Annotated in this window: 20 protein-coding genes; 11 read left to right on the top strand and 9 right to left on the bottom strand. The window is 49.9% G+C overall.

The features are described 5' to 3' along the window. Nucleotides 1-55 precede the first annotated feature (55 nt). Together HMPREF2696_RS03165 and HMPREF2696_RS03160 are read right to left on the bottom strand one after the other, a co-directional pair. The gene (locus tag HMPREF2696_RS03165) at nt 56-1438 is read right to left on the bottom strand and encodes a phosphomannomutase/phosphoglucomutase (protein WP_070587777.1); all 1383 of its coding nucleotides are present in this window, start codon (nt 1436-1438) and stop codon (nt 56-58) included. Between the two features lie 121 nt (nt 1439-1559). Continuing rightward, a complete protein-coding gene (locus HMPREF2696_RS03160) occupies nt 1560-2402 on the bottom strand; it encodes a KPN_02809 family neutral zinc metallopeptidase (protein ID WP_070587775.1) in 843 nt (280 codons plus the stop codon). 186 nt (nt 2403-2588) lie between these two features. Between HMPREF2696_RS03160 and HMPREF2696_RS03155 the strand changes: the two genes are divergently transcribed. Then, nucleotides 2589-3086, top strand: coding sequence for a YbhB/YbcL family Raf kinase inhibitor-like protein (locus HMPREF2696_RS03155; RefSeq protein WP_002232090.1), 498 nt, complete (start codon nt 2589-2591; stop codon nt 3084-3086). Nucleotides 3087-3161: 75 nt separating this feature from the next. Here HMPREF2696_RS03155 and HMPREF2696_RS03150 read toward each other — a convergent pair whose 3' ends face one another. From HMPREF2696_RS03150 to HMPREF2696_RS03140, 3 genes are all read right to left on the bottom strand, one after another. Beyond that, nucleotides 3162-3671 (bottom strand): peptidylprolyl isomerase, encoded by a 510-nt coding sequence (locus tag HMPREF2696_RS03150; protein WP_004519830.1) that lies wholly within the window; start codon nt 3669-3671, stop codon nt 3162-3164. A gap of 118 nt (nt 3672-3789) precedes the next feature. After that, entirely contained in the window at nt 3790-5205 is a 1416-nt protein-coding gene (locus HMPREF2696_RS03145; protein ID WP_070587772.1) for an SLC13 family permease, read from the bottom strand. A gap of 265 nt (nt 5206-5470) precedes the next feature. Further along, a complete protein-coding gene (locus tag HMPREF2696_RS03140) occupies nt 5471-6643 on the bottom strand; it encodes a sugar transporter (protein WP_070504804.1) in 1173 nt (390 codons plus the stop codon). A gap of 149 nt (nt 6644-6792) precedes the next feature. Between HMPREF2696_RS03140 and HMPREF2696_RS03135 the strand changes: the two genes are divergently transcribed. Then, entirely contained in the window at nt 6793-7002 is a 210-nt protein-coding gene (locus HMPREF2696_RS03135; protein WP_004519826.1) for a heavy-metal-associated domain-containing protein, read from the top strand. Nucleotides 7003-7248: 246 nt separating this feature from the next. Here HMPREF2696_RS03135 and cueR read toward each other — a convergent pair whose 3' ends face one another. Next, nucleotides 7249-7641, bottom strand: coding sequence for a Cu(I)-responsive transcriptional regulator (cueR, locus tag HMPREF2696_RS03130; RefSeq protein ID WP_049336562.1), 393 nt, complete (start codon nt 7639-7641; stop codon nt 7249-7251). 147 nt (nt 7642-7788) lie between these two features. On the opposite strand from cueR, the gene HMPREF2696_RS03125 reads away from it, so the two are divergent. The 6 genes from HMPREF2696_RS03125 (at nt 7789) to HMPREF2696_RS03100 (ending at nt 12255) form a co-directional block, all read left to right on the top strand. Further along, nucleotides 7789-7998, top strand: a complete 210-nt coding sequence (locus HMPREF2696_RS03125) for a heavy-metal-associated domain-containing protein (RefSeq protein ID WP_003674677.1) — start codon at nt 7789-7791, stop codon at nt 7996-7998. Between the two features lie 99 nt (nt 7999-8097). Beyond that, nucleotides 8098-10260: a heavy metal translocating P-type ATPase gene (locus HMPREF2696_RS03120; protein ID WP_070587770.1), complete on the top strand. Its 2163-nt coding sequence runs from the start codon at nt 8098-8100 to the stop codon at nt 10258-10260. Nucleotides 10261-10331: 71 nt separating this feature from the next. After that, nucleotides 10332-10814, top strand: a complete 483-nt coding sequence (locus HMPREF2696_RS03115) for an SEL1-like repeat protein (RefSeq protein WP_070587768.1) — start codon at nt 10332-10334, stop codon at nt 10812-10814. Between the two features lie 93 nt (nt 10815-10907). Beyond that, the gene (locus tag HMPREF2696_RS03110) at nt 10908-11165 is read left to right on the top strand and encodes a hypothetical protein (RefSeq protein WP_070587765.1); all 258 of its coding nucleotides are present in this window, start codon (nt 10908-10910) and stop codon (nt 11163-11165) included. A 122-nt stretch (nt 11166-11287) separates the two neighbouring features. Next, entirely contained in the window at nt 11288-11854 is a 567-nt protein-coding gene (locus tag HMPREF2696_RS03105) for an SGNH/GDSL hydrolase family protein (protein ID WP_070587763.1), read from the top strand. 119 nt (nt 11855-11973) lie between these two features. Further along, a complete protein-coding gene (locus HMPREF2696_RS03100; protein WP_070504816.1) occupies nt 11974-12255 on the top strand; it encodes a CsbD family protein in 282 nt (93 codons plus the stop codon). A gap of 64 nt (nt 12256-12319) precedes the next feature. Here the strand turns inward: HMPREF2696_RS03100 and trpD are convergent, their stop codons facing one another. Further along, nucleotides 12320-13348, bottom strand: coding sequence for an anthranilate phosphoribosyltransferase (gene trpD, locus HMPREF2696_RS03095; protein WP_070587759.1), 1029 nt, complete (start codon nt 13346-13348; stop codon nt 12320-12322). Between the two features lie 88 nt (nt 13349-13436). Beyond that, on the bottom strand, nt 13437-14027 hold the full coding sequence (locus HMPREF2696_RS03090) for an aminodeoxychorismate/anthranilate synthase component II (RefSeq protein WP_004519816.1): 591 nt from the start codon (nt 14025-14027) through the stop codon (nt 13437-13439). A 191-nt stretch (nt 14028-14218) separates the two neighbouring features. On the opposite strand from HMPREF2696_RS03090, the gene HMPREF2696_RS03085 reads away from it, so the two are divergent. The 3 genes from HMPREF2696_RS03085 (at nt 14219) to kdsA (ending at nt 17139) form a co-directional block, all read left to right on the top strand. After that, a complete protein-coding gene (locus HMPREF2696_RS03085; protein ID WP_070587757.1) occupies nt 14219-15760 on the top strand; it encodes a YdgA family protein in 1542 nt (513 codons plus the stop codon). Between the two features lie 78 nt (nt 15761-15838). After that, nucleotides 15839-16222, top strand: a complete 384-nt coding sequence (gene panD / locus HMPREF2696_RS03080) for an aspartate 1-decarboxylase (protein WP_003678944.1) — start codon at nt 15839-15841, stop codon at nt 16220-16222. A 74-nt stretch (nt 16223-16296) separates the two neighbouring features. Next, complete coding sequence (gene kdsA, locus HMPREF2696_RS03075; RefSeq protein WP_070587754.1) at nt 16297-17139, top strand: 3-deoxy-8-phosphooctulonate synthase; 843 nt, start codon at nt 16297-16299, stop codon at nt 17137-17139. A 69-nt stretch (nt 17140-17208) separates the two neighbouring features. On the opposite strand, the gene HMPREF2696_RS03070 is transcribed toward kdsA, so the two are convergent. Then, nucleotides 17209-17655 carry a hypothetical protein gene (locus tag HMPREF2696_RS03070; protein ID WP_004519812.1) on the bottom strand — a complete coding sequence of 149 codons (447 nt, stop codon included), beginning with the start codon at nt 17653-17655 and terminating at the stop codon, nt 17209-17211. Between the last annotated feature and the right edge of the window lie 24 nt (nt 17656-17679).

The raw sequence follows: 17679 nt of genomic DNA, 5'->3' as shown, positions 1-17679 counted from the left end.
TATTAAAGGCCGTCTGAAATGATTTTCAGACGGCCTTTTGTTTTAGCCTAAACCCTTACAGCGGCCATTTCAATGCAGGATTGCTTTCAATGACTGCTTTGAATTGGTTTTGGATACGTTCAATCGCTTCTTGCGTATCCGCTTCAAAACGCAATACCAAAATCGGCGTGGTATTGGAAGCACGCATCAGGCCGAAGCCGTCAGGGAATTCAACGCGCAAGCCGTCGATGGTGATGATTTCGGTCGCACCTTCAAACTTGGCATTGGCAGCCAGCTCTTCAATCACTTTGTGGCCGTTGCTGCCTTCCGGCAGGTCAATGTTGAGTTCCGGAGTGGAAATGCTTTGCGGTAGCTTGTTCAACACTTCGGACGGATTGTCGAAGGCAGACAGGATTTCCAAGAGGCGTGCACCGGCATACATACCGTCGTCGAAGCCGAACCAGCGTTCTTTAAAGAAAACGTGACCGCTCATTTCGCCGGCCACCAGTGCGCCGGTTTTTTTCATGGTGGATTTGATGAAGCTGTGGCCGGTTTTTTCCATCACAGGTTCGCCGCCGTGTTCTTTAATCCAAGGGGCGAGCAGACGGGTGGATTTGACGTCGAAAATCACTTTGGCTTTAGGATTGCGGCTCAACACGTCTTGCGCGAAAAGCATTAATTGGCGGTCCGGATAGATGATGTTGCCGTCTTTGGTGACCACGCCCAAGCGGTCGGCATCGCCGTCAAATGCCAAGCCAATTTCAGCATCGCTGTTTTTAAGCTCGACGATGAGGTCTTGCAGGTTTTTCGGTTTGGAAGGGTCGGGGTGGTGATTAGGGAAGTTGCCGTCCACTTCGCAGAAAAGTTCGGTCACTTCGTTGCCCAAGCCTTTGTAGAGTTTGCCCGCGAATGCACCGCCGACACCGTTACCCGCGTCGATGGCGATTTTCATCGGGCGTTTGAGCTTGATGTGGCCGACGATGTTGTTGTGGTATTCGCCGGAGATGTCTTTTTCGGTTACGCTGCCTTGTTTGTCGGCGGCAACAAAACCGTCTTTTTCAACAATGGCTAAAAGTTCTTGAATGGCTTCGCCTGCGAGCGTGTCGCCGCCGAGCATCATTTTGAAACCGTTGTAATCGGGCGGATTGTGGCTGCCGGTAATCATCACGCCGCTGCCGCCGCATTCGTTGATGGCTGCGAAGTAAAGCATAGGAGTGGCAACCATGCCGACGTTGAGGACGTCGATGCCGCTGTCTGTAAAACCGCGTTGAATTTGTGCCATCAGGCCGGGACCGCTCAAACGACCGTCGCGACCGAGTGCGATGCGGGTAATGCCTTTTTCGGAGGCTTTGGTGGCAATGGCTTTGCCAATTAAGTAGGCAGCTTCGTCGGTCAGGGTTTTACCGACGATGCCTCGGATGTCGTAGGCTTTGAAAATGTCGCGGGCGATATTTGCCATGTGGATTTCCTTTGAATTTAAGGGAAAATAATAGGCGTTATTTTAACACGGCTAAAAGGCCGTCTGAAGAATTCAGACGACCTTTTGTCGTTACATCAAAGAACAGTGTTGTTTGGACGAATCAATTGTTGAAAGTGTTGCACTGGTTGATGTCGCCGCTTTCCAAGCCGCGCTTGAGCCAAGTCATGCGTTCTTCGGACGAGCCATGGGTAAAGCTGTCGGGAACGACATAGCCCTGCGCCTGTTTCTGCAAGCGGTCGTCGCCGACGGATTCGGCGGCCAGCATCGCTTTTTGAATGTCTTCGGCTTTGAAGATGTTGTTGTTGACGGCATAGTGTCCCCAAATGCCGGCGAAACAGTCGGCCTGCAATTCGAGTTTGACGGAAAGGGCATTGGCCTCTTTCTTGCCGACTTGTTGTTGCATTTTGTGGACTTTAGGCAGAATGCCGAGCAGGTTTTGAACGTGATGGCCGACTTCATGGGCAATAACGTAGGCAAACGCGGCATCGCTGGCGGATTTGAGCTTAGTGCGCATGTCTTCGTAGAAGCTCAAATCCAAATAAACTTTTTGGTCGCCCGGGCAGTAAAACGGGCCCATGGCAGATTGACCCGTACCACAGGCGGTGGATGTACCGCCTTCATACAATACCATGGTTGCCGGCGTGTAGCGTTGGCCGTGCTGTTGGAAATATTTGCTCCATGCTTTTTCCGTATCGGCAAGGACGACGCGGGACAGTTCGTTCAACTCGGCTTCTTGTTGGCTGTCGAGTCGGGTAGCTTGCTGGGTAGGAATGCCCATCGAAGATGAGCCGCCAACCAAACCGCTCAAATCCACGCCGTAATATGCGCCGACCAAAACCACGATAATACCGAGTATGCTCGGCGTTCTGCCGCCACCGCCGCCGCCACGGCTTCCGCGGCGATCTTCGACGTTTTGGCTTTGTTCACGACCTTTCCAATCCATAATGTGTATCCTGTGTAGTTTTCATGCGGCGGATTATACTATGGAATGTCAAATGTGTTTGATCGAATTGCGAATATTGCTGGAGGCTGTCTGAAAATGCGGCATCGGGAAAGTGAAAACGGCAGTATCTTTCAGACGGCCTTGGTGTTTGTTAGAATGAGCCAACCTACTATTGGGAGATATAAGATGAAAGTCAGCAGTAAAGCTATTGTCAACGGCGAATTTGAAGATAAATACGGCAAGCGCGGCAGCCAGTTCAGCCCGAGCGGTATGCCTTCTTATTCGATTCCTTTTGAAATCGAAGATGCGCCTGAAGGAACAAAATCGTTTGCCGTGGTGTTGGAAGACAAAGATGCCATTTCGGCATCTGGCTTCGTATGGACACATTGGTTGATTTCGGATTTGAAACGCACTTCCGTGGCAGAAAATGAGAGTATTTCTGCAACAGATTTCACGCAGGGCGCGAACACTTGGGCGAGCGCGTTGGGTAAATTTGAAATCGAAGAGGCTTCTTTTTACGGCGGTATGGCGCCACCGAACAACCGACATCGTTATGAGCTGATTGTGTACGCGCTGGATACCGTTTTGGATTTACCGCGCGGTTTCCGCTTTAATGAGCTGCATTTTGCCATGCAGGGTCATGTGTTGGATTCGGCATGCGTGGTCGGTACTTATGATGTGTGACGGTATGCGTCATTATTGAAAACAGCCTGTCCGGTTTTAATTCGGACAGGCTGTTTTTATGGGAAATCAAATCAATTAAACCACTTCGGCTTTAGTGATGATGACAGGTTCGCTCGGTACGTCGTCGTGGTAGCCGTGACGTTTGGTAGAAACGCCTTCGATGGCATCGACAACGTCAAAACCGTCAACGACTTTACCAAATACGGCATAGCCCCAGTCTTGGACAACGGTTTTGCCGTACAGCTCTTTAGAACGGAAGTTCAGGAAGGCATTGTCGGCAGTGTTGATGAAGAATTGCGCGCTGGCAGAATGAGGATCGGAAGTACGCGCCATGGCGATGGTGTATTTCTCGTTAGGCAAACCGTTGGACGCTTCGTTTTGAATCGGATCGCGGGTTTCTTTTTCGTTCATGTTTTCATCCATGCCGCCGCCTTGAATCATGAAGCCTTTGATGACGCGGTGGAAGATTACGCCGTCGTAGAAGCCGTCTTTAACGTATTGCTCGAAGTTTTTAGCAGTAACGGGGGCTTTGTCGAAATCCAGTTCGATTTTGATGTCGCCTTTGTTGGTGTGCAGGATAATCATGGGTTTCCTTTCGTTAGAATCCGGTTTTGAATCATTCATTAAATTGTGTCTGAACGACAAACTTCAAGGCCGTCTGAAAAATATTCTTTCAGACGGCCTTGTTGTTTAGGTCGATGGTTTACATCAGTACAGCATAAGCCCACAGAGCAACCAATACTACGCAGAGGATGTTCAGCAATAAGCCGACATTCATCATCTCGCGTTGTTTGATTAAGCCTGTACCGAACACAATCGCGTTAGGCGGTGTGGCAACCGGCAACATGAAGGCACAAGATGCGCCAACACCGATCACGAATACCAAGACTTGTTCGGGCAGACCCATTTGCGAGGCGATGCTGGCGAAAATAGGCACAAGCAGGGCGGCAGAAGCCGTGTTACTGGTGAACTCGGTCAGGAAGATGATGAAGGCGGCAACCACGAAAATCACCAGTAATGCAGGAGAATGGGAGAACGTGGAAGCAACTTGCTGACCCAGTGCTTCAGATGCGCCGGAAGATTGCAGCAATGCGCTCAAGCTGATACCGCCGCCGAAGAGCATCAATACACCCCAGTCGGTATTGCGGGCAACTTCTTTCCATTGCGCCACGCCGAATACAACGACGGCAACGGCGGCAATCAGGGCGATAACGGTGTCGGGGTTGGAAATACCGAATGCGGCTTTGATTTTGGAACTGAATACCCAAGCGATGGCGGCTGCCAAGAAAATCAACAATGCGATCACGCGGTGCAGTGTCCAAGGGATAGACTCCTCTTTAACTTCTACGCGTTCGTTCAAATTAGGTTTGAGGATGACGTACATGGAGAACAGCATCAGCGGCAGAATCAATAGCATCATCGGCAGGCCGAGCTTCATCCAGCCGACGAAGTCCAAGTTCAGCGCTTTGGCGGCAATCATGTTCGGCGGAGAACCGACCACGGTACCCAAGCCGCCGATACTGGCGCAGTAGGCGATACCGAGCAGGACGAAAACGTAGGTTTTGCGTTCTTTTTCTTGGTCGAGGTGGCTCATCATACCCATTGCCAAAGGCAGCATCATCGCGGCAGTCGCAGTGTTACTGATCCACATAGACAGGAAGGCGGTAACGGCAAACAGCATCAACACGGCAACTTTCATATTGCCGCGGGACAGGCGCAACAGGCTGACGGCGATTTTACGGTCGAGACGCTGCATGTGCAGGGCGGTTGCAAGCGCGAAGCCGCCGAAGAAGATGTAAATCGTCGGGTCGGAGAAACCGGCCATCGCTTTTTTGATGTCCATATCCGGGAAACCGAGTACAACGGCAAGGATAGGGATCATCAGTGCGGTAACGGTAATGTGTACGGCTTCGGTAAACCAAAGTGCCGCAACAAAAATCAACAGCGCGATACTTTTGTTGGCATCGGGGCTGTAGGGAAGGATGTAATAAATGCCGAAGCAGACAACAGCAGAGATAATGGTCGTCAGCAGTCCTTTAAAATCGGTAATCGGCTTCTGCGCACTGAGAAGCTCGACGTTCTCAGGATGCTGAGTCTTATCCTTGGCGTTTAAGTCCATGATGTATTCCTCTGAAACATGATTGGTTTTTCTTTTCAGCCGAACGTTCAGACGGCCTAATAGGCGACAGTATATTTGTAATTTGATGTAGTGTAAACAAATTGTAAATTATTTTTTAAAAATGAAATGAAAACCGGATAAGCAGCAAGAAAACTGCTTATCCGGCGGAATGAAGACCCATCGTGGGTTAATAAGCATCAGGACAAATCGGTAAAACTGCCAAAATTACGGCCGGGTCAGTAATACCATCCTGATTTATATGGATTTAAACGTTTTGCGTCAGATTGTCTTGTTCCTTAAACAACAAACCGCAAACGGCAAAACCTGTCGCAGCTAAGAGCGCGCCTGCAATGCCGATATTGGAAAGGCCGAACCAGACGGTTACATAATGCCCCAAAAGCGCACCGCCGCCGATACCGACATTGTACAAACCTGAATAAATCGAGTTGGCCACATCTGTTGCATCCGAGGCAAATGCCAAGACTTTCGACACCATGCCCAAGCTGACGATGACGATGGCCACGCCCCAAATAAACACCAGCGCATACACCGCATAAGGGAAAGAGGCAAACGGCAGAAGCAGAAGGGCGGAGAGTAGGATGACCGCCACTGCGCCGAGCATAAACAGGCGTTGCGATTTGGCAAACCATTTACCAAACAAGTAAGAAGCGGCAAAGCCTGCCAAACCGTACAGGCTCAAAACGATGGTAACTTGTTCTGCCTTAAATCCGCCAACTTGCAACACAAAAGGCTCGATATAGCTGTATGCCGTGAAGTGTGCCGTAATAATCAACACCGTCATGGCATAAAGCAACATCAGGTTGCGGCGTTTGAACAGACTCGGCAGGCTGCTTAAAGAGCCGGTATTTTGGCTAGGTAAAGCAGGCAGGTTTTTAGCCAACACCAGCATTACGCCGGCAGCACAGACGCCGATCAGCAGGAAGCTGAGCTGCCAGCCGAAGTATTGCCCGACCACGCGCCCCAGCGGAATACCCAACACCATCGCCAAAACCGTACCCGTACTGAGCAGGCCCAAAGCCTGATTGGTTTTGCCGGTGGGTGCAAGCCGTACCGCCAAAGAAGCCGTAATCGACCAAAAGACAGCGTGTGTCAGCGCAATACCAATACGGCTGATCAAGAGGATGTTGAAGTTCCAAGAAAAGAACGACAGCGCGTGGAATACGACGAATAATGCAAACAACGCCAGCAATAATTTGCGCCGTTCGATGTTTTTCGTCATCAGCATTAGCGGCAGAGACAGCAACGCCACAATCCACGCATACACCGTGATCATCATGCCTACTTCCGTTGCCTGCATTTTGAAGCTTTGGCCAATATCGCTCAAAAGCGCAATCGGAATGTATTCGGTGGTATTGAAAATAAACGCCCCCACCGCCAGAGCGCATACGCTAACCCATTGTTTGAATGTTGAAGTCATTATTATGTCCGTTTGATGAAGCAAAAGGCGTTATTGTACACCTATCTGCATTTTTCAGACGGCCTTAATGAAGAATTTGCAAGCTGTTTGTGTAAGGAGTAAAGTATTTGGCAACCATATTTGATTTGTGTGAATGAAAGGAAATACAAATGCAAACTGTTACCCTCAACATCGATGGCATGACCTGTGGCGGCTGCGTGAAAAGCGTAACCCGTCTTTTGGAAGGCGTAGAAGGCGTGGAAAAAGCAGAAGTCAGCTTGGAAAACAAAAATGCAGTGATTACTTTTGATGAAAGCAAGACAGATACCGATGCGCTGATTGATGCCGTAGAAGATGGCGGCTACGATGTGGCTTTGTAACCGATAAGCGTATTTTGAAAAGGCCGTCTGAAACGCTTCAGACGGCCTCTGTCTCTTGATAACTTACTTTTTGCCATTATTTGGATTACACCGCCACACGGGTAAACAAAAGTTTTCGCGCATATCTGAAGCAAAGCGGCGGCAAGTGGCTGCCGTATTACGACGAGGCCTGTACCAAACCGTTAGCGGCCGACTAAGGCTACCTGAAACTTTTCAGGTAGCCTGTTTCTATTCTGCCCAAGCCGCCTAACGCTCCTCCAGCCCGGCCAAAATCGCACAATCCGGGCAGTCGTCTCCCGCGCAGGCATCGTGCCAACGTTGCAGCTCGGCCACCATGCCCTGCAAGCGTTCGATTTTGGCTTCCAGCTCGGCGATGTGCCGCGCGGTGAGCGTTTTCACTTCGCGGCTGGTACGCTGCGGGTTGTGTTGCAGGCTCAAAAGCTGCCCGATCTGCGGCAGCGAAAAGCCCACTTCCCGCGCATGGCGGATAAAGCGCAGCCGGACAAGGTCGGCCTGTCCGTAGCGGCGGTAGCCCGCTTCGCTGCGCGCGGCCGGAGCGATTAGGCCGTGCTTTTCGTAGTCGCGGATTTGTTTGGCGGAAAGGCCGCTCTCGGCCGCAGCCTGGCTGATGTTCATCATGATGCTTGACCTTTACTTCGGGTAAAGCTTTATAGTGGCGGCACTTAGCGGGAAAGCAAGAGCAGACCCATCATTTCAGGTTACCTGAAAGCTTTGGCTGCAACGGGCTTTAAAACCTCAGCCTCATTCCAACAGAAAGGAAACCCTATGCAAACCATCACATTAAACATCGAAGGCATGACTTGCGGCGGCTGCGTGAAAAGCGTTACCAGCATCCTCGAAGGCGTAAACGGCGTGGACAAGGCCGAAGTGAGCCTGGAAAACAAGAATGCCGTCGTGGAATTCGACCCCGCCCAAACCAACCCCGCCGCGCTGATAGAAGCGGTGGAAGACGGCGGCTTTGATGCGGCTTTGTAAATCGAATCGCAACAAATCGACTGCAACACCCCAAAGGCTACCTGAAAACCCTGCTCCGCTTTTTTCAGGTAGCCCAATCACATTCAGAAGGAAGAAACCATGCAACAAAAAGTCCGTTTCCAAATCGAAGGCATGACCTGTCAGGCCTGCGCTTCTCGTATTGAAAAAGTGTTGAACAAAAAAGATTTTGTCGAATCGGCAGGGGTAAACTTTGCCAGCGAGGAGGCGCAGGTTACGTTTGACGACAGCAAAACTTCCGCTGCCGACATCGCCAAAATCATTGAGAAAACCGGTTACGGCGCAAAGGAAAAAACGGAAGATACATTGCCGCAACCTGAAGCAGAACACCATATCGGCTGGAGGCTGTGGCTTTTGCTGGCCATTAATATTCCGTTTTTAATCGGCATGGTAGGCATGATGATCGGGCGGCACGATTGGATGATTCCGCCTGTATGGCAATTTGTACTGGCAAGCATAGTGCAACTTTGGCTGGCCATCCCGTTTTACAAAAGCGCGTGGGCGAGCATTAAGGGCGGACTGGCGAATATGGACGTGTTGGTTACCATCGGTACGGTGTCGATTTACCTGTATTCCGTCTATATGCTGTTTTTCAGCCCGCACGCGGCGCACGGCATGGCACACGTGTATTTTGAAGTAGGCGTGATGGTGATTGGTTTTGTGTCGCTGGGCAAATTTTTGGAACACCGCACCAAAAAATCCAGCCTGAACAGCTTGGGCTTGCTGCTCAAACTCACGCCGACCCAAGTCAACGTGCAACGCGATGGCGAATGGAAACAACTGCCCATCGACCAAGTGCAAATCGGCGACCTTATCCGCGCCAACCACGGCGAACGCATTGCCGCCGACGGCATCATCGAGAGCGGCAGCGGTTGGGCGGACGAGAGCCATCTTACCGGCGAATCCAACCCCGAAGAGAAAAAGGTGGGCGGCAAAGTGTTGGCAGGTGCGCTGATGACCGAAGGCAGCGTGGTATACCGCGCTACGCAGCTCGGCAGCCAAACCCTGCTCGGCGACATGATGAATGCGCTCTCTGAAGCACAAGGCAGTAAAGCACCGATTGCGCGCGTAGCCGATAAAGCGGCGGCGGTATTCGTGCCTGCCGTCGTGGGCATTGCGCTTTTGACTTTTATCGTTACTTGGCTGGTGAAAGGCGATTGGACGGTGGCGCTGATGCACGCCGTCGCCGTTTTGGTGATTGCCTGCCCGTGCGCGCTCGGTCTGGCAACGCCCGCCGCGATTATGGTCGGCATGGGCAAAGCAGTGAAACACGGCATTTGGTTTAAAGACGCGGCGGCAATGGAAGAAGCCGCCCACGTCGATGCCGTCGTGCTGGACAAAACCGGCACGCTGACCGAAGGCAGGCCGCAGGTTGCCGCCGTTTATTGCGTTCCCGACAGTGGCTTTGACGAAGACGCTTTGTACCGCATCGCCGCCGCCGTCGAACAAAACGCCGCTCATCCGCTTGCCCGCGCCATCGTTTCCGCCGCCCAAGCGCGCGGCTTGGAGATTCCTGCCGCACAAAACGCGCAAACCGTTGTCGGCGCAGGCATTACCGCCGAAGTGGACGGCGTGGGTTTGGTGAAAGCAGGCAAAGCCGAATTTGCCGAACTGACCTTGCCGAAGTTTTCAGACGGCGTTTGGGATATTGCAAGCATTGTTGCAGTCTCAGTCGATAACAAACCTATCGGCGCATTCGCACTTGCCGACGCGTTGAAAGCCGATACCGCCGAAGCCATAGGCCGTCTGAAAAAACACAATATCGATGTCTATATTATGAGCGGCGACAACCAAGGCACGGTCGAATACGTCGCCAAACAACTGGGTATCGCACACGCCTTTGGCAACATGAGTCCGCGCGATAAAGCTGCCGAAGTGCAGAAACTCAAAGCTGCCGGCAAAACCGTGGCGATGGTCGGCGACGGCATCAACGACGCTCCCGCACTCGCCGCCGCCAACGTCAGCTTCGCCATGAAAGGCGGTGCGGACGTTGCCGAACACACCGCATCCGCTACGCTGATGCAGCATTCGGTTAATCAGCTCGCCGATGCCCTGCTGGTGTCGCAGGCAACTTTGAAAAACATTAAGCAAAACCTGTTTTTCGCCTTCTTCTACAATATTTTGGGCATTCCGCTCGCCGCGCTCGGCTTTTTAAACCCCGTCATCGCAGGCGCGGCAATGGCGGCAAGCTCGGTTTCGGTATTGGGTAATGCCTTGCGCCTGAAACGGGTGAATATTGAGTGATAATATAAAGGCCGTCTGAAGACTGTTTTTTCAGACGGCCTGTCATCAAGTATTTTTGGAGAAATAATCAGATGAAAACACTTCGTTTATTGTTTGGTTTAGCATTGGTTGCCACTGCATTTAGCGTGCAGGCTGAGGATTACAGCGAGAAGCAGCACGATAAGCTGATACGGGAATGCAATCGGAACAATCTGGAGAGTTGCGTCACTGCGGCCATTTGGATGCGCGATTATCTTGAAGCGCCTGCTCATGCGTATCCGTTTCTGAAAAAAGCCTGCGATGGCGGCAATATGCGCGGCTGCAATGTTTTGGGTAATCTGTATCTCAATCCGTCCAGTGGTTTGGGCATGGATTATGCCGCAGCGGTCAAGCTCTACGAGCGAGCCTGTAAAGGCGGTTATGAAAATGCCTGTACCAATTTTGAAGAAACTAAAGCAGAGATGGCGCAAGGCAATACACCAGACCGCGACAGCCGTTTAAACCAACTGAGCGAATCTTGTGCTTTGGAAAACGAATCCGCTTGCCAGGCATTAATGCTGGAAATGCAACGTTGAGCGTCACGCTGAGGCCGTCTGAAACATTGTTTTTTTTCAGACGGCCTTTAATCCATATTTTCTGATTTTGAGACCCAAGCGGGAGTATGTCGTATGGACATGATGTTGTTTACCAATATTGTATTGATTGTTTTATGTATTTTTACCATGTTGCTGGTGTGGTCGCGCAACTGGAAACGCAAGCAGGCGTATTTTGAGAAAATCAAAAGCAATCCGGAAAACCTCAAGTGGGTTGGGCAGAATCTAACCGGTCAGGAATGGAAGGATTTGAAAGTCGTAAGCGACCGTTTTGGGCTGCCCATGTTGCAGGCCAAGCAATTAATTGATTTTTATAAAAACAGTCAGCGTTAATTGATGATTTAACGATAGAACTTGACTGAAGTTAAGGCCGTCTGAAATAGCACTCTTATAATAATATAAGTGATATTTCAGACGGCCTTACTGTTGGTTCAAATAAAGGGAGGAGAACAAAAATGACCGTTTACTTAATCGGCGACTCCGTGCGGCTTGCATCGGAGCCTTACACGCGCGCCGCTTTGCCTGAGGTGGATATTGTTTCTCCATCGGAAAACTGCCGTTCGTCGCATGATGTGTTAGAGCATATCGTGCAATGGACAGAGGGCGCGACTGTGGGAGACATTATCCACATCAACTGCGGTTTGCACGACATCCGCCACAATCAAGGCTGTAATGGGCCGGTGGCCGATATAGAAACCTACAGCAACAACCTGACCCAAATTTTCGATTATCTGAAACAGACAGGGGCAAAAATTATTTGGGCGAGCAGTACGCCGTTTTTGGAAAGCGTACACAATATCGTCAAACCCTCGCGCCGCTATCTGGCCGACTTGAAGGCCTATAACCGTGTGGCGGAGGATTTGGCAAGGCAATATGGTTTTACCGTCAATGATTTATACAGTCTGATGTTTGAGCAGGATTTGACCGATGTGATGCTGTGCGATGGACTTCATTTCAATGAGTTCGGCAGCAAGATGATAGGCGAGGCAGTAGCCGAAGCGATATTGAAACAGTTGTGCTAACTTGACGTAATCCATTTTTATTATGTTTTTAATATTGAGACAGACTTTAAGTTGCAACCCAATATCTATTGGGGTATAGTGATTACTCTTATCAACATGAAACTAAGAAGGAATAAATGATGACTGGCAAATTAGATCAAATCAGCGGTGAAGTAAAAGAGAAAGCCGGCGAAGTTCTTGACGATTCCAAACTCAAAGCTGAAGGCGTAGTTCAACAAGGCGTCGGTAAGACAAAAGAAGTTGCTGCGGATGCTAAAGAAAAAGCAGAAAACTTTGCAGGTGAAGCTAAAGAAAAAGCAGCTCATTTAGCCGGTGAAGCCAAAGAGAAAGTAGCACACTTGGCTGAAGAAGCCAAAGAAAAAGCTGAAGGCTTGATTAATGATATTAAAAGCAAATTTTAATATTTAAAGAATAAAAGGCCGTCTGAAAGATTTTTCAGACGGCCTTTGTTTATGGTTTTAAAGTTTAGGCAAACTGTTTGCCAAATTCGATAAACTCGTCTTTTTTGGCTTTGGCTTTGCCGGAGTCGATGGCTTCTTGCGCGGCTTTGACACCGTCCGCCAGCGATGCGACCACATTTCCTGCGTAGAGCGCGGCGGCTGCATTGAGGACGACGATGTCGCGTGCGGAACCGGCTTTGCCATCCAGCACTTCGTTCATTTTTTGCAGGGATTCTTGCGCGTTTTCGACTTTGATTTCGTCCAAATTGCGGCGGATTTCCATGCCGAAATCGGCCGGGCTGATATCGTATTCGGTGATTTTGCCGTCTTTCAGTTCGGCAACGCGGGTTTTGCCGGTCAGCGTGATTTCATCCAAACCGCCTTCGCCGCACACAACCAAAACATGCTTGGAACCAAGCTGTTGCAATACGCGGGAAAGAATGCCGCACAAGTCGATGTGGAACACGCCCAACAGTTGGTTTGCCGCGCCGGCAGGATTGGTCAGCGGGCCTAAGATATTGAAGATGCTGCGGAAGCCGAGCGAACGGCGGACAGGGGCAACATAGCGCATGGCGCTGTGATGGTTGGGCGCGAACATAAAGCCGATGCCGGTTTGCTGAATGCTTTGGGCAACCTGTTCGGGGTTGAGGTTGAGGTTGGCGCCCATTTGTTCCATGACATCGGCAGCGCCGCTGGATGAAGAAACGGAGCGGCCGCCGTGTTTGGCGACTTTCGCGCCTGCCGCAGCCGCGACAAACATGGAAGTTGTGGAAATATTGAAGGTTTTGGCACCGTCGCCGCCTGTGCCGACAATATCGACCAAGTCATCGGCGTTTTCTAGCGGCACTTTGGTGGCAAATTCGCGCATCACGCTGGCTGCAGCGGTAATCTCGGAAACGGTTTCAACTTTAATCCGCAGTCCGGTCAGAATGGCGGCGATTTGCTCGGGCGGAACTTGGCCGCTCATGATTTGGCGCATGAGGTCGGTCATTTCATCGTAGAAAAGTTCGTTGTTGCTGATAAGGCGTTCAATCGCTTGTTGAGGGGTAATCATGATTTTTCCTTTGTTCGTGTCCGATGTGATTCAGGCCGTCTGAAAATGCGGTTTGAACATTGTCAAACACCTTTCAGACGGCCTTTCATTAAGATTTTTGCGGGCGGTAGTCTTTGAATTCTTCCAAGAAGTTTTTCAGCATATCGTGGCCGTGTTCGGTCAGCAGGGCTTCGGGGTGGAACTGTACGCCTTCGACGGCATATTCCTTGTGGCGTACGCCCATGATTTCACCATCTTCCGTCCATGCGGTAATTTCGAGGCAGTCGGGCAGGGTGGCGCGGTCGATGGCGAGGCTGTGGTAGCGCGTGCAGTTGACCGGATTGGGCAGGTCTTTAAACATGCCTGTGCCGTGATGGAAAACAGGGGAGACTTTGCCGTGCATCATTGTTTGCGCGCGCACGACATTGCCGCCGAACGCTTCGCCCATGGTTTGATGGCCGAGGCACACGCCCATGACGGGCAGCCTGCCGGCAAAGTGCTGCATGGCCGCAACAGAAATGCCTGCTTCTTTCGGGGAACAAGGGCCGGGGCCGATGACCAGATATTGAGGTTTCACGGCTTCGATTTCTTCGATGGTGATTTCATCGTTGCAGCGAACCAAAACTTCCTGCCCCAATTCGGCAAAGTATTGGACGATGTTGTAGGTGAAGCTGTCGTAATTGTCGATAAATAAAAGCATTTGCAAACCTTTAATGACATCTTGGCAGACAGGGTAAGGCCTGCCAAAAGTGTAAAAATCGTTTATGTTTGCATAATATCACAATCTTTACCTAAAGGCCGTCTGAAACGGCGGATAAGACAAAACAGCTAAAAAATGCTATGCTTTACGCTTTGAACCTAATCTGTTTGAAGTGATGAAAAATTGAAGTGATGAAAAAGTATCTTATCCCGACTGCCGCCGTTGTTGTCGCCGCTGCGCTCGGCACGCCTTATTATCTTGGTGTCAAAGCGGAAGAAAGCCTGACCGAGCAGCAAAAGCTGTTGCAGGAATCCGGTTTCCTGACCGTTGAGTCCCACCAATACGATCGCGGCTGGTTCAGTTCAACCGAGACGACCGTCATCCGCCTCAAGCCGACCCTGCTTCAAAATACGCAAAAATATCTGCCGGACAATTTGAAAACCGTCCTGCAAGAGCCGATTACGGTCATCAACCACGTGACCCACGGCCCGTTTGCCGGCGGCTTCGGTACGCGTGCGCACGTGGAAACCGAGTTCCAATACCATCCGGAAACCAAAAAAGTTTTGGATCGCTTCTTCGGCCAGCAAACGCCGTTGACCATGACCAATACGGTTTATCTTTCCGGCGACGGCAAACTCAGCCTCAATATCCCCGCCTTCGACTATGAAGAGCTCTCCGGTATCAAGCTCAACTGGAAAGGCTTTGGCGGCAATACCGATTACAGCCAAGGCTTCAAAAGCTATCGCCACGATTACCTCGCGCCGTCTTTACAAGTCAAATTGGCCGACAAAGGCGATGTATCTTTGGAAAACCTGCGCTTCCAATCCGAAACGGAAGACGGCCTGACCAAGCTTGCTTTGGGCAAGAGCAGCATTACGCTGGATAAATTCCTGCTGCAATGGAAAGAAAACATCGATTACAACGTTAAGTTGAATGAGTTGGTCAACCTTGTGACCAACCTGCAAATCGGTGCATTCATCAATCCGACCGGCACGATTGCTCCGTCTAAAATCGAAGTCAGCAAACTGCGTTTCGATACGCAGACCGGCGAAGTCGATAAATTCATCAACAGTGAAGGCCGCTTCCAATTTGAAAGCCTGACTTATGGCGAAGACAAATACGGCCCTCTGGACATCAATGTCGCTGCCGAGCATTTGGATGCGGCATCACTTTTGGCATTGAAAAACAAAATTGCCGAAGTGTCCGTGAAGAAAATGAGCGAAGAAGAAATTCAGGCTTCCTTGATTCAGACGGCCAAAAACGAGGCTTCAGGCCTGTTCACCAACAATCCGGTTTTGAACGTCAAAACCTTCAAATTCACCATGCCTCATGGTGATGTCGATGTCAGCGGCAAACTCGCGTTTAAAGGTTTGGCAGCTAAAGACCTCAACAATTTGGGCGATATGCTGAAGAAAACCGAAGCTGACTTCAACATGAGCGTACCGCAAAAATTGTTGGTGCAGCTCGCCGTTAACCAAGTAAGCAGCCTGTTTAGCGTCAATGCCGAAGATGAAGCCGCAGGTCGTGCCAGCATCGACGATATCAACGAGACCTTGCGCCTGATGGTAGACAGCACCATCAAAAGTATGGCAAGAGAAAAATATTTGACCTTAGAAGACGATAATGTCAAAACCCATCTGACTCTGCAAAACAGCGAGTTGAAATTAAACGGAAAAGTTCTTCAAAGCGACCCGGAACCTGAGTTCGACGAATCAGACTTTCCCAATAACTAATCCTCAATCACACAAACAGCGGTTTTAACTTCTCTGAAGTTAAAACCGCAAATCAACCCACAATCAAAAAGGAAACCCATGTTCCGTACCATGCTCGGCGGCAAAATCCACCGTGCCACCGTTACCGAAGCCGACCTCAACTACGTCGGCAGCATTACCGTTGACCAAGACCTGCTGGATGCGGCAGGTATTTGCGTGAACGAAAAAGTCGCCATCGTCAACAATAACAACGGCGAACGTCTTGAAACCTACACCATTCCCGGCGAACGCGGTAGCGGCGTCGTTTGCTTGAATGGCGCGGCCGCGCGTTTGGTTCAAAAAGGCGACATCGTAATTATCATGTCTTACGTCATGTTGTCCGAACCCGAAATTGCAGCGCATGAGCCGAAAGTCGTCCTCGTCGATGAGAACAATAAAATCCGCGACGTGATTTCTTATGAGCCGCCGCACACCGTGTTGTAATATTCAAACAAAGGCCGTCTGAAACGTTTCAGACGGCCTGTTTCCCAAATTCAACTTATCTGAAAGGCTTTGCCGTGAATATCCAAATCAACAACATCACCGTCAGCAACGATGCGCCCTTTACCCTTTTCGGCGGCATCAATGTCCTTGAAGACCTCGACTCTACGCTGAAAGCCTGTGAGCAATACGTTAAAGTAACCGATAAACTCGGTATCCCTTACGTGTTCAAAGCCTCTTTCGACAAGGCAAACCGCTCTTCCATCCACTCTTTCCGCGGTGTGGGTTTGGACGAAGGCATGAAGATTTTTCAAGCGGTGAAGCGCGAGTTTAACGTTCCCGTGATTACCGACGTTCACGAGCCTTACCAATGCCAGCCGGTTGCCGAAGTCTGCGATGTCATTCAGCTGCCAGCCTTCTTGGCACGTCAAACCGATTTGGTGGTGGCAATGGCGAAAACCGGCAATGTCATCAACATCAAAAAGCCGCAATTCCTCAGCCCGTCTCAAATGAAAAACATCGTCGAGAAATTCCAAGAAGCAGGCAACGAGCAAATCATTTTGTGCGAACGCGGCGCAAACTTCGGCTACGACAACTTGGTGGTCGATATGCTCGGCTTTGGCGTGATAAAAAAAACGTGTCACAACCTGCCCGTTATTTTTGACGTAACCCATTCCCTGCAAACGCGCGAATCCGGTGCCGCAGCATCAGGCGGCCGGCGCACCCAAGTATTGGACTTGGCGCTTGCCGGCATGGCAACCCGATTGGCCGGTTTGTTCCTTGAATCCCATGCCAATCCCGACCAAGCCAAATGTGATGGCCCAAGCGCATTGCCGCTTGCGCAATTGGAAGATTTCCTGACCCGTGTTAAAGCAATCGATGAAACCGTGAAATCGTTTGCGCCTATGGATATTCGTTAAAGGCAAATAAGTTAAAAGGCCGTCTGAACATTTTTTCAGACGGCCTTTTGTATTTTTTATTGCATTTATTCAAAACTCACAAGTAAAGCGATAGAGTTTTTCAGCAATTAAATTGTTTTTTATTTCAAACCATTGCAGTTCTTCGGAAGATAGGACTCCATATGCACTCAATTGATCCTTACTGTCAAAAAATGCAAAGTCTTCATATGCCATTTTTTGATTTTCACAGTCAATTTGGAGTTTAAAACGAGCTTTAATATAGTCCTTTCCTATCATATTCTTTTGACTATTTATTGAGTTATTTTTAGGCAGTGGCTTAGCTTTCTTATGACGTATCTCCATCAATAAACTTTGGGGTGAAAGCGATCGGATAAGAGTATTACCGTAGATCGATTTACTTTTATCGGGATAAGAATGGATTAATTGCCAATATTCAGGTTTGTCATATCTTATTTTTTCTGCATAAACAGGTTGTATCAATAAGGTGATCAGTATGAAAAATAGGGTTTTATTCATAGACGAGATTTTGCAAATAAGCTA

The sequence above is a fragment of the Neisseria sp. HMSC058F07 genome (genome assembly GCF_001810035.1).
In the GTDB taxonomy this organism is placed as follows: domain Bacteria; phylum Pseudomonadota; class Gammaproteobacteria; order Burkholderiales; family Neisseriaceae; genus Neisseria; species Neisseria perflava.
Note: the sequence above shows the minus strand (reverse complement) of the source record. Positions and strands in the feature narration are given on the sequence as shown.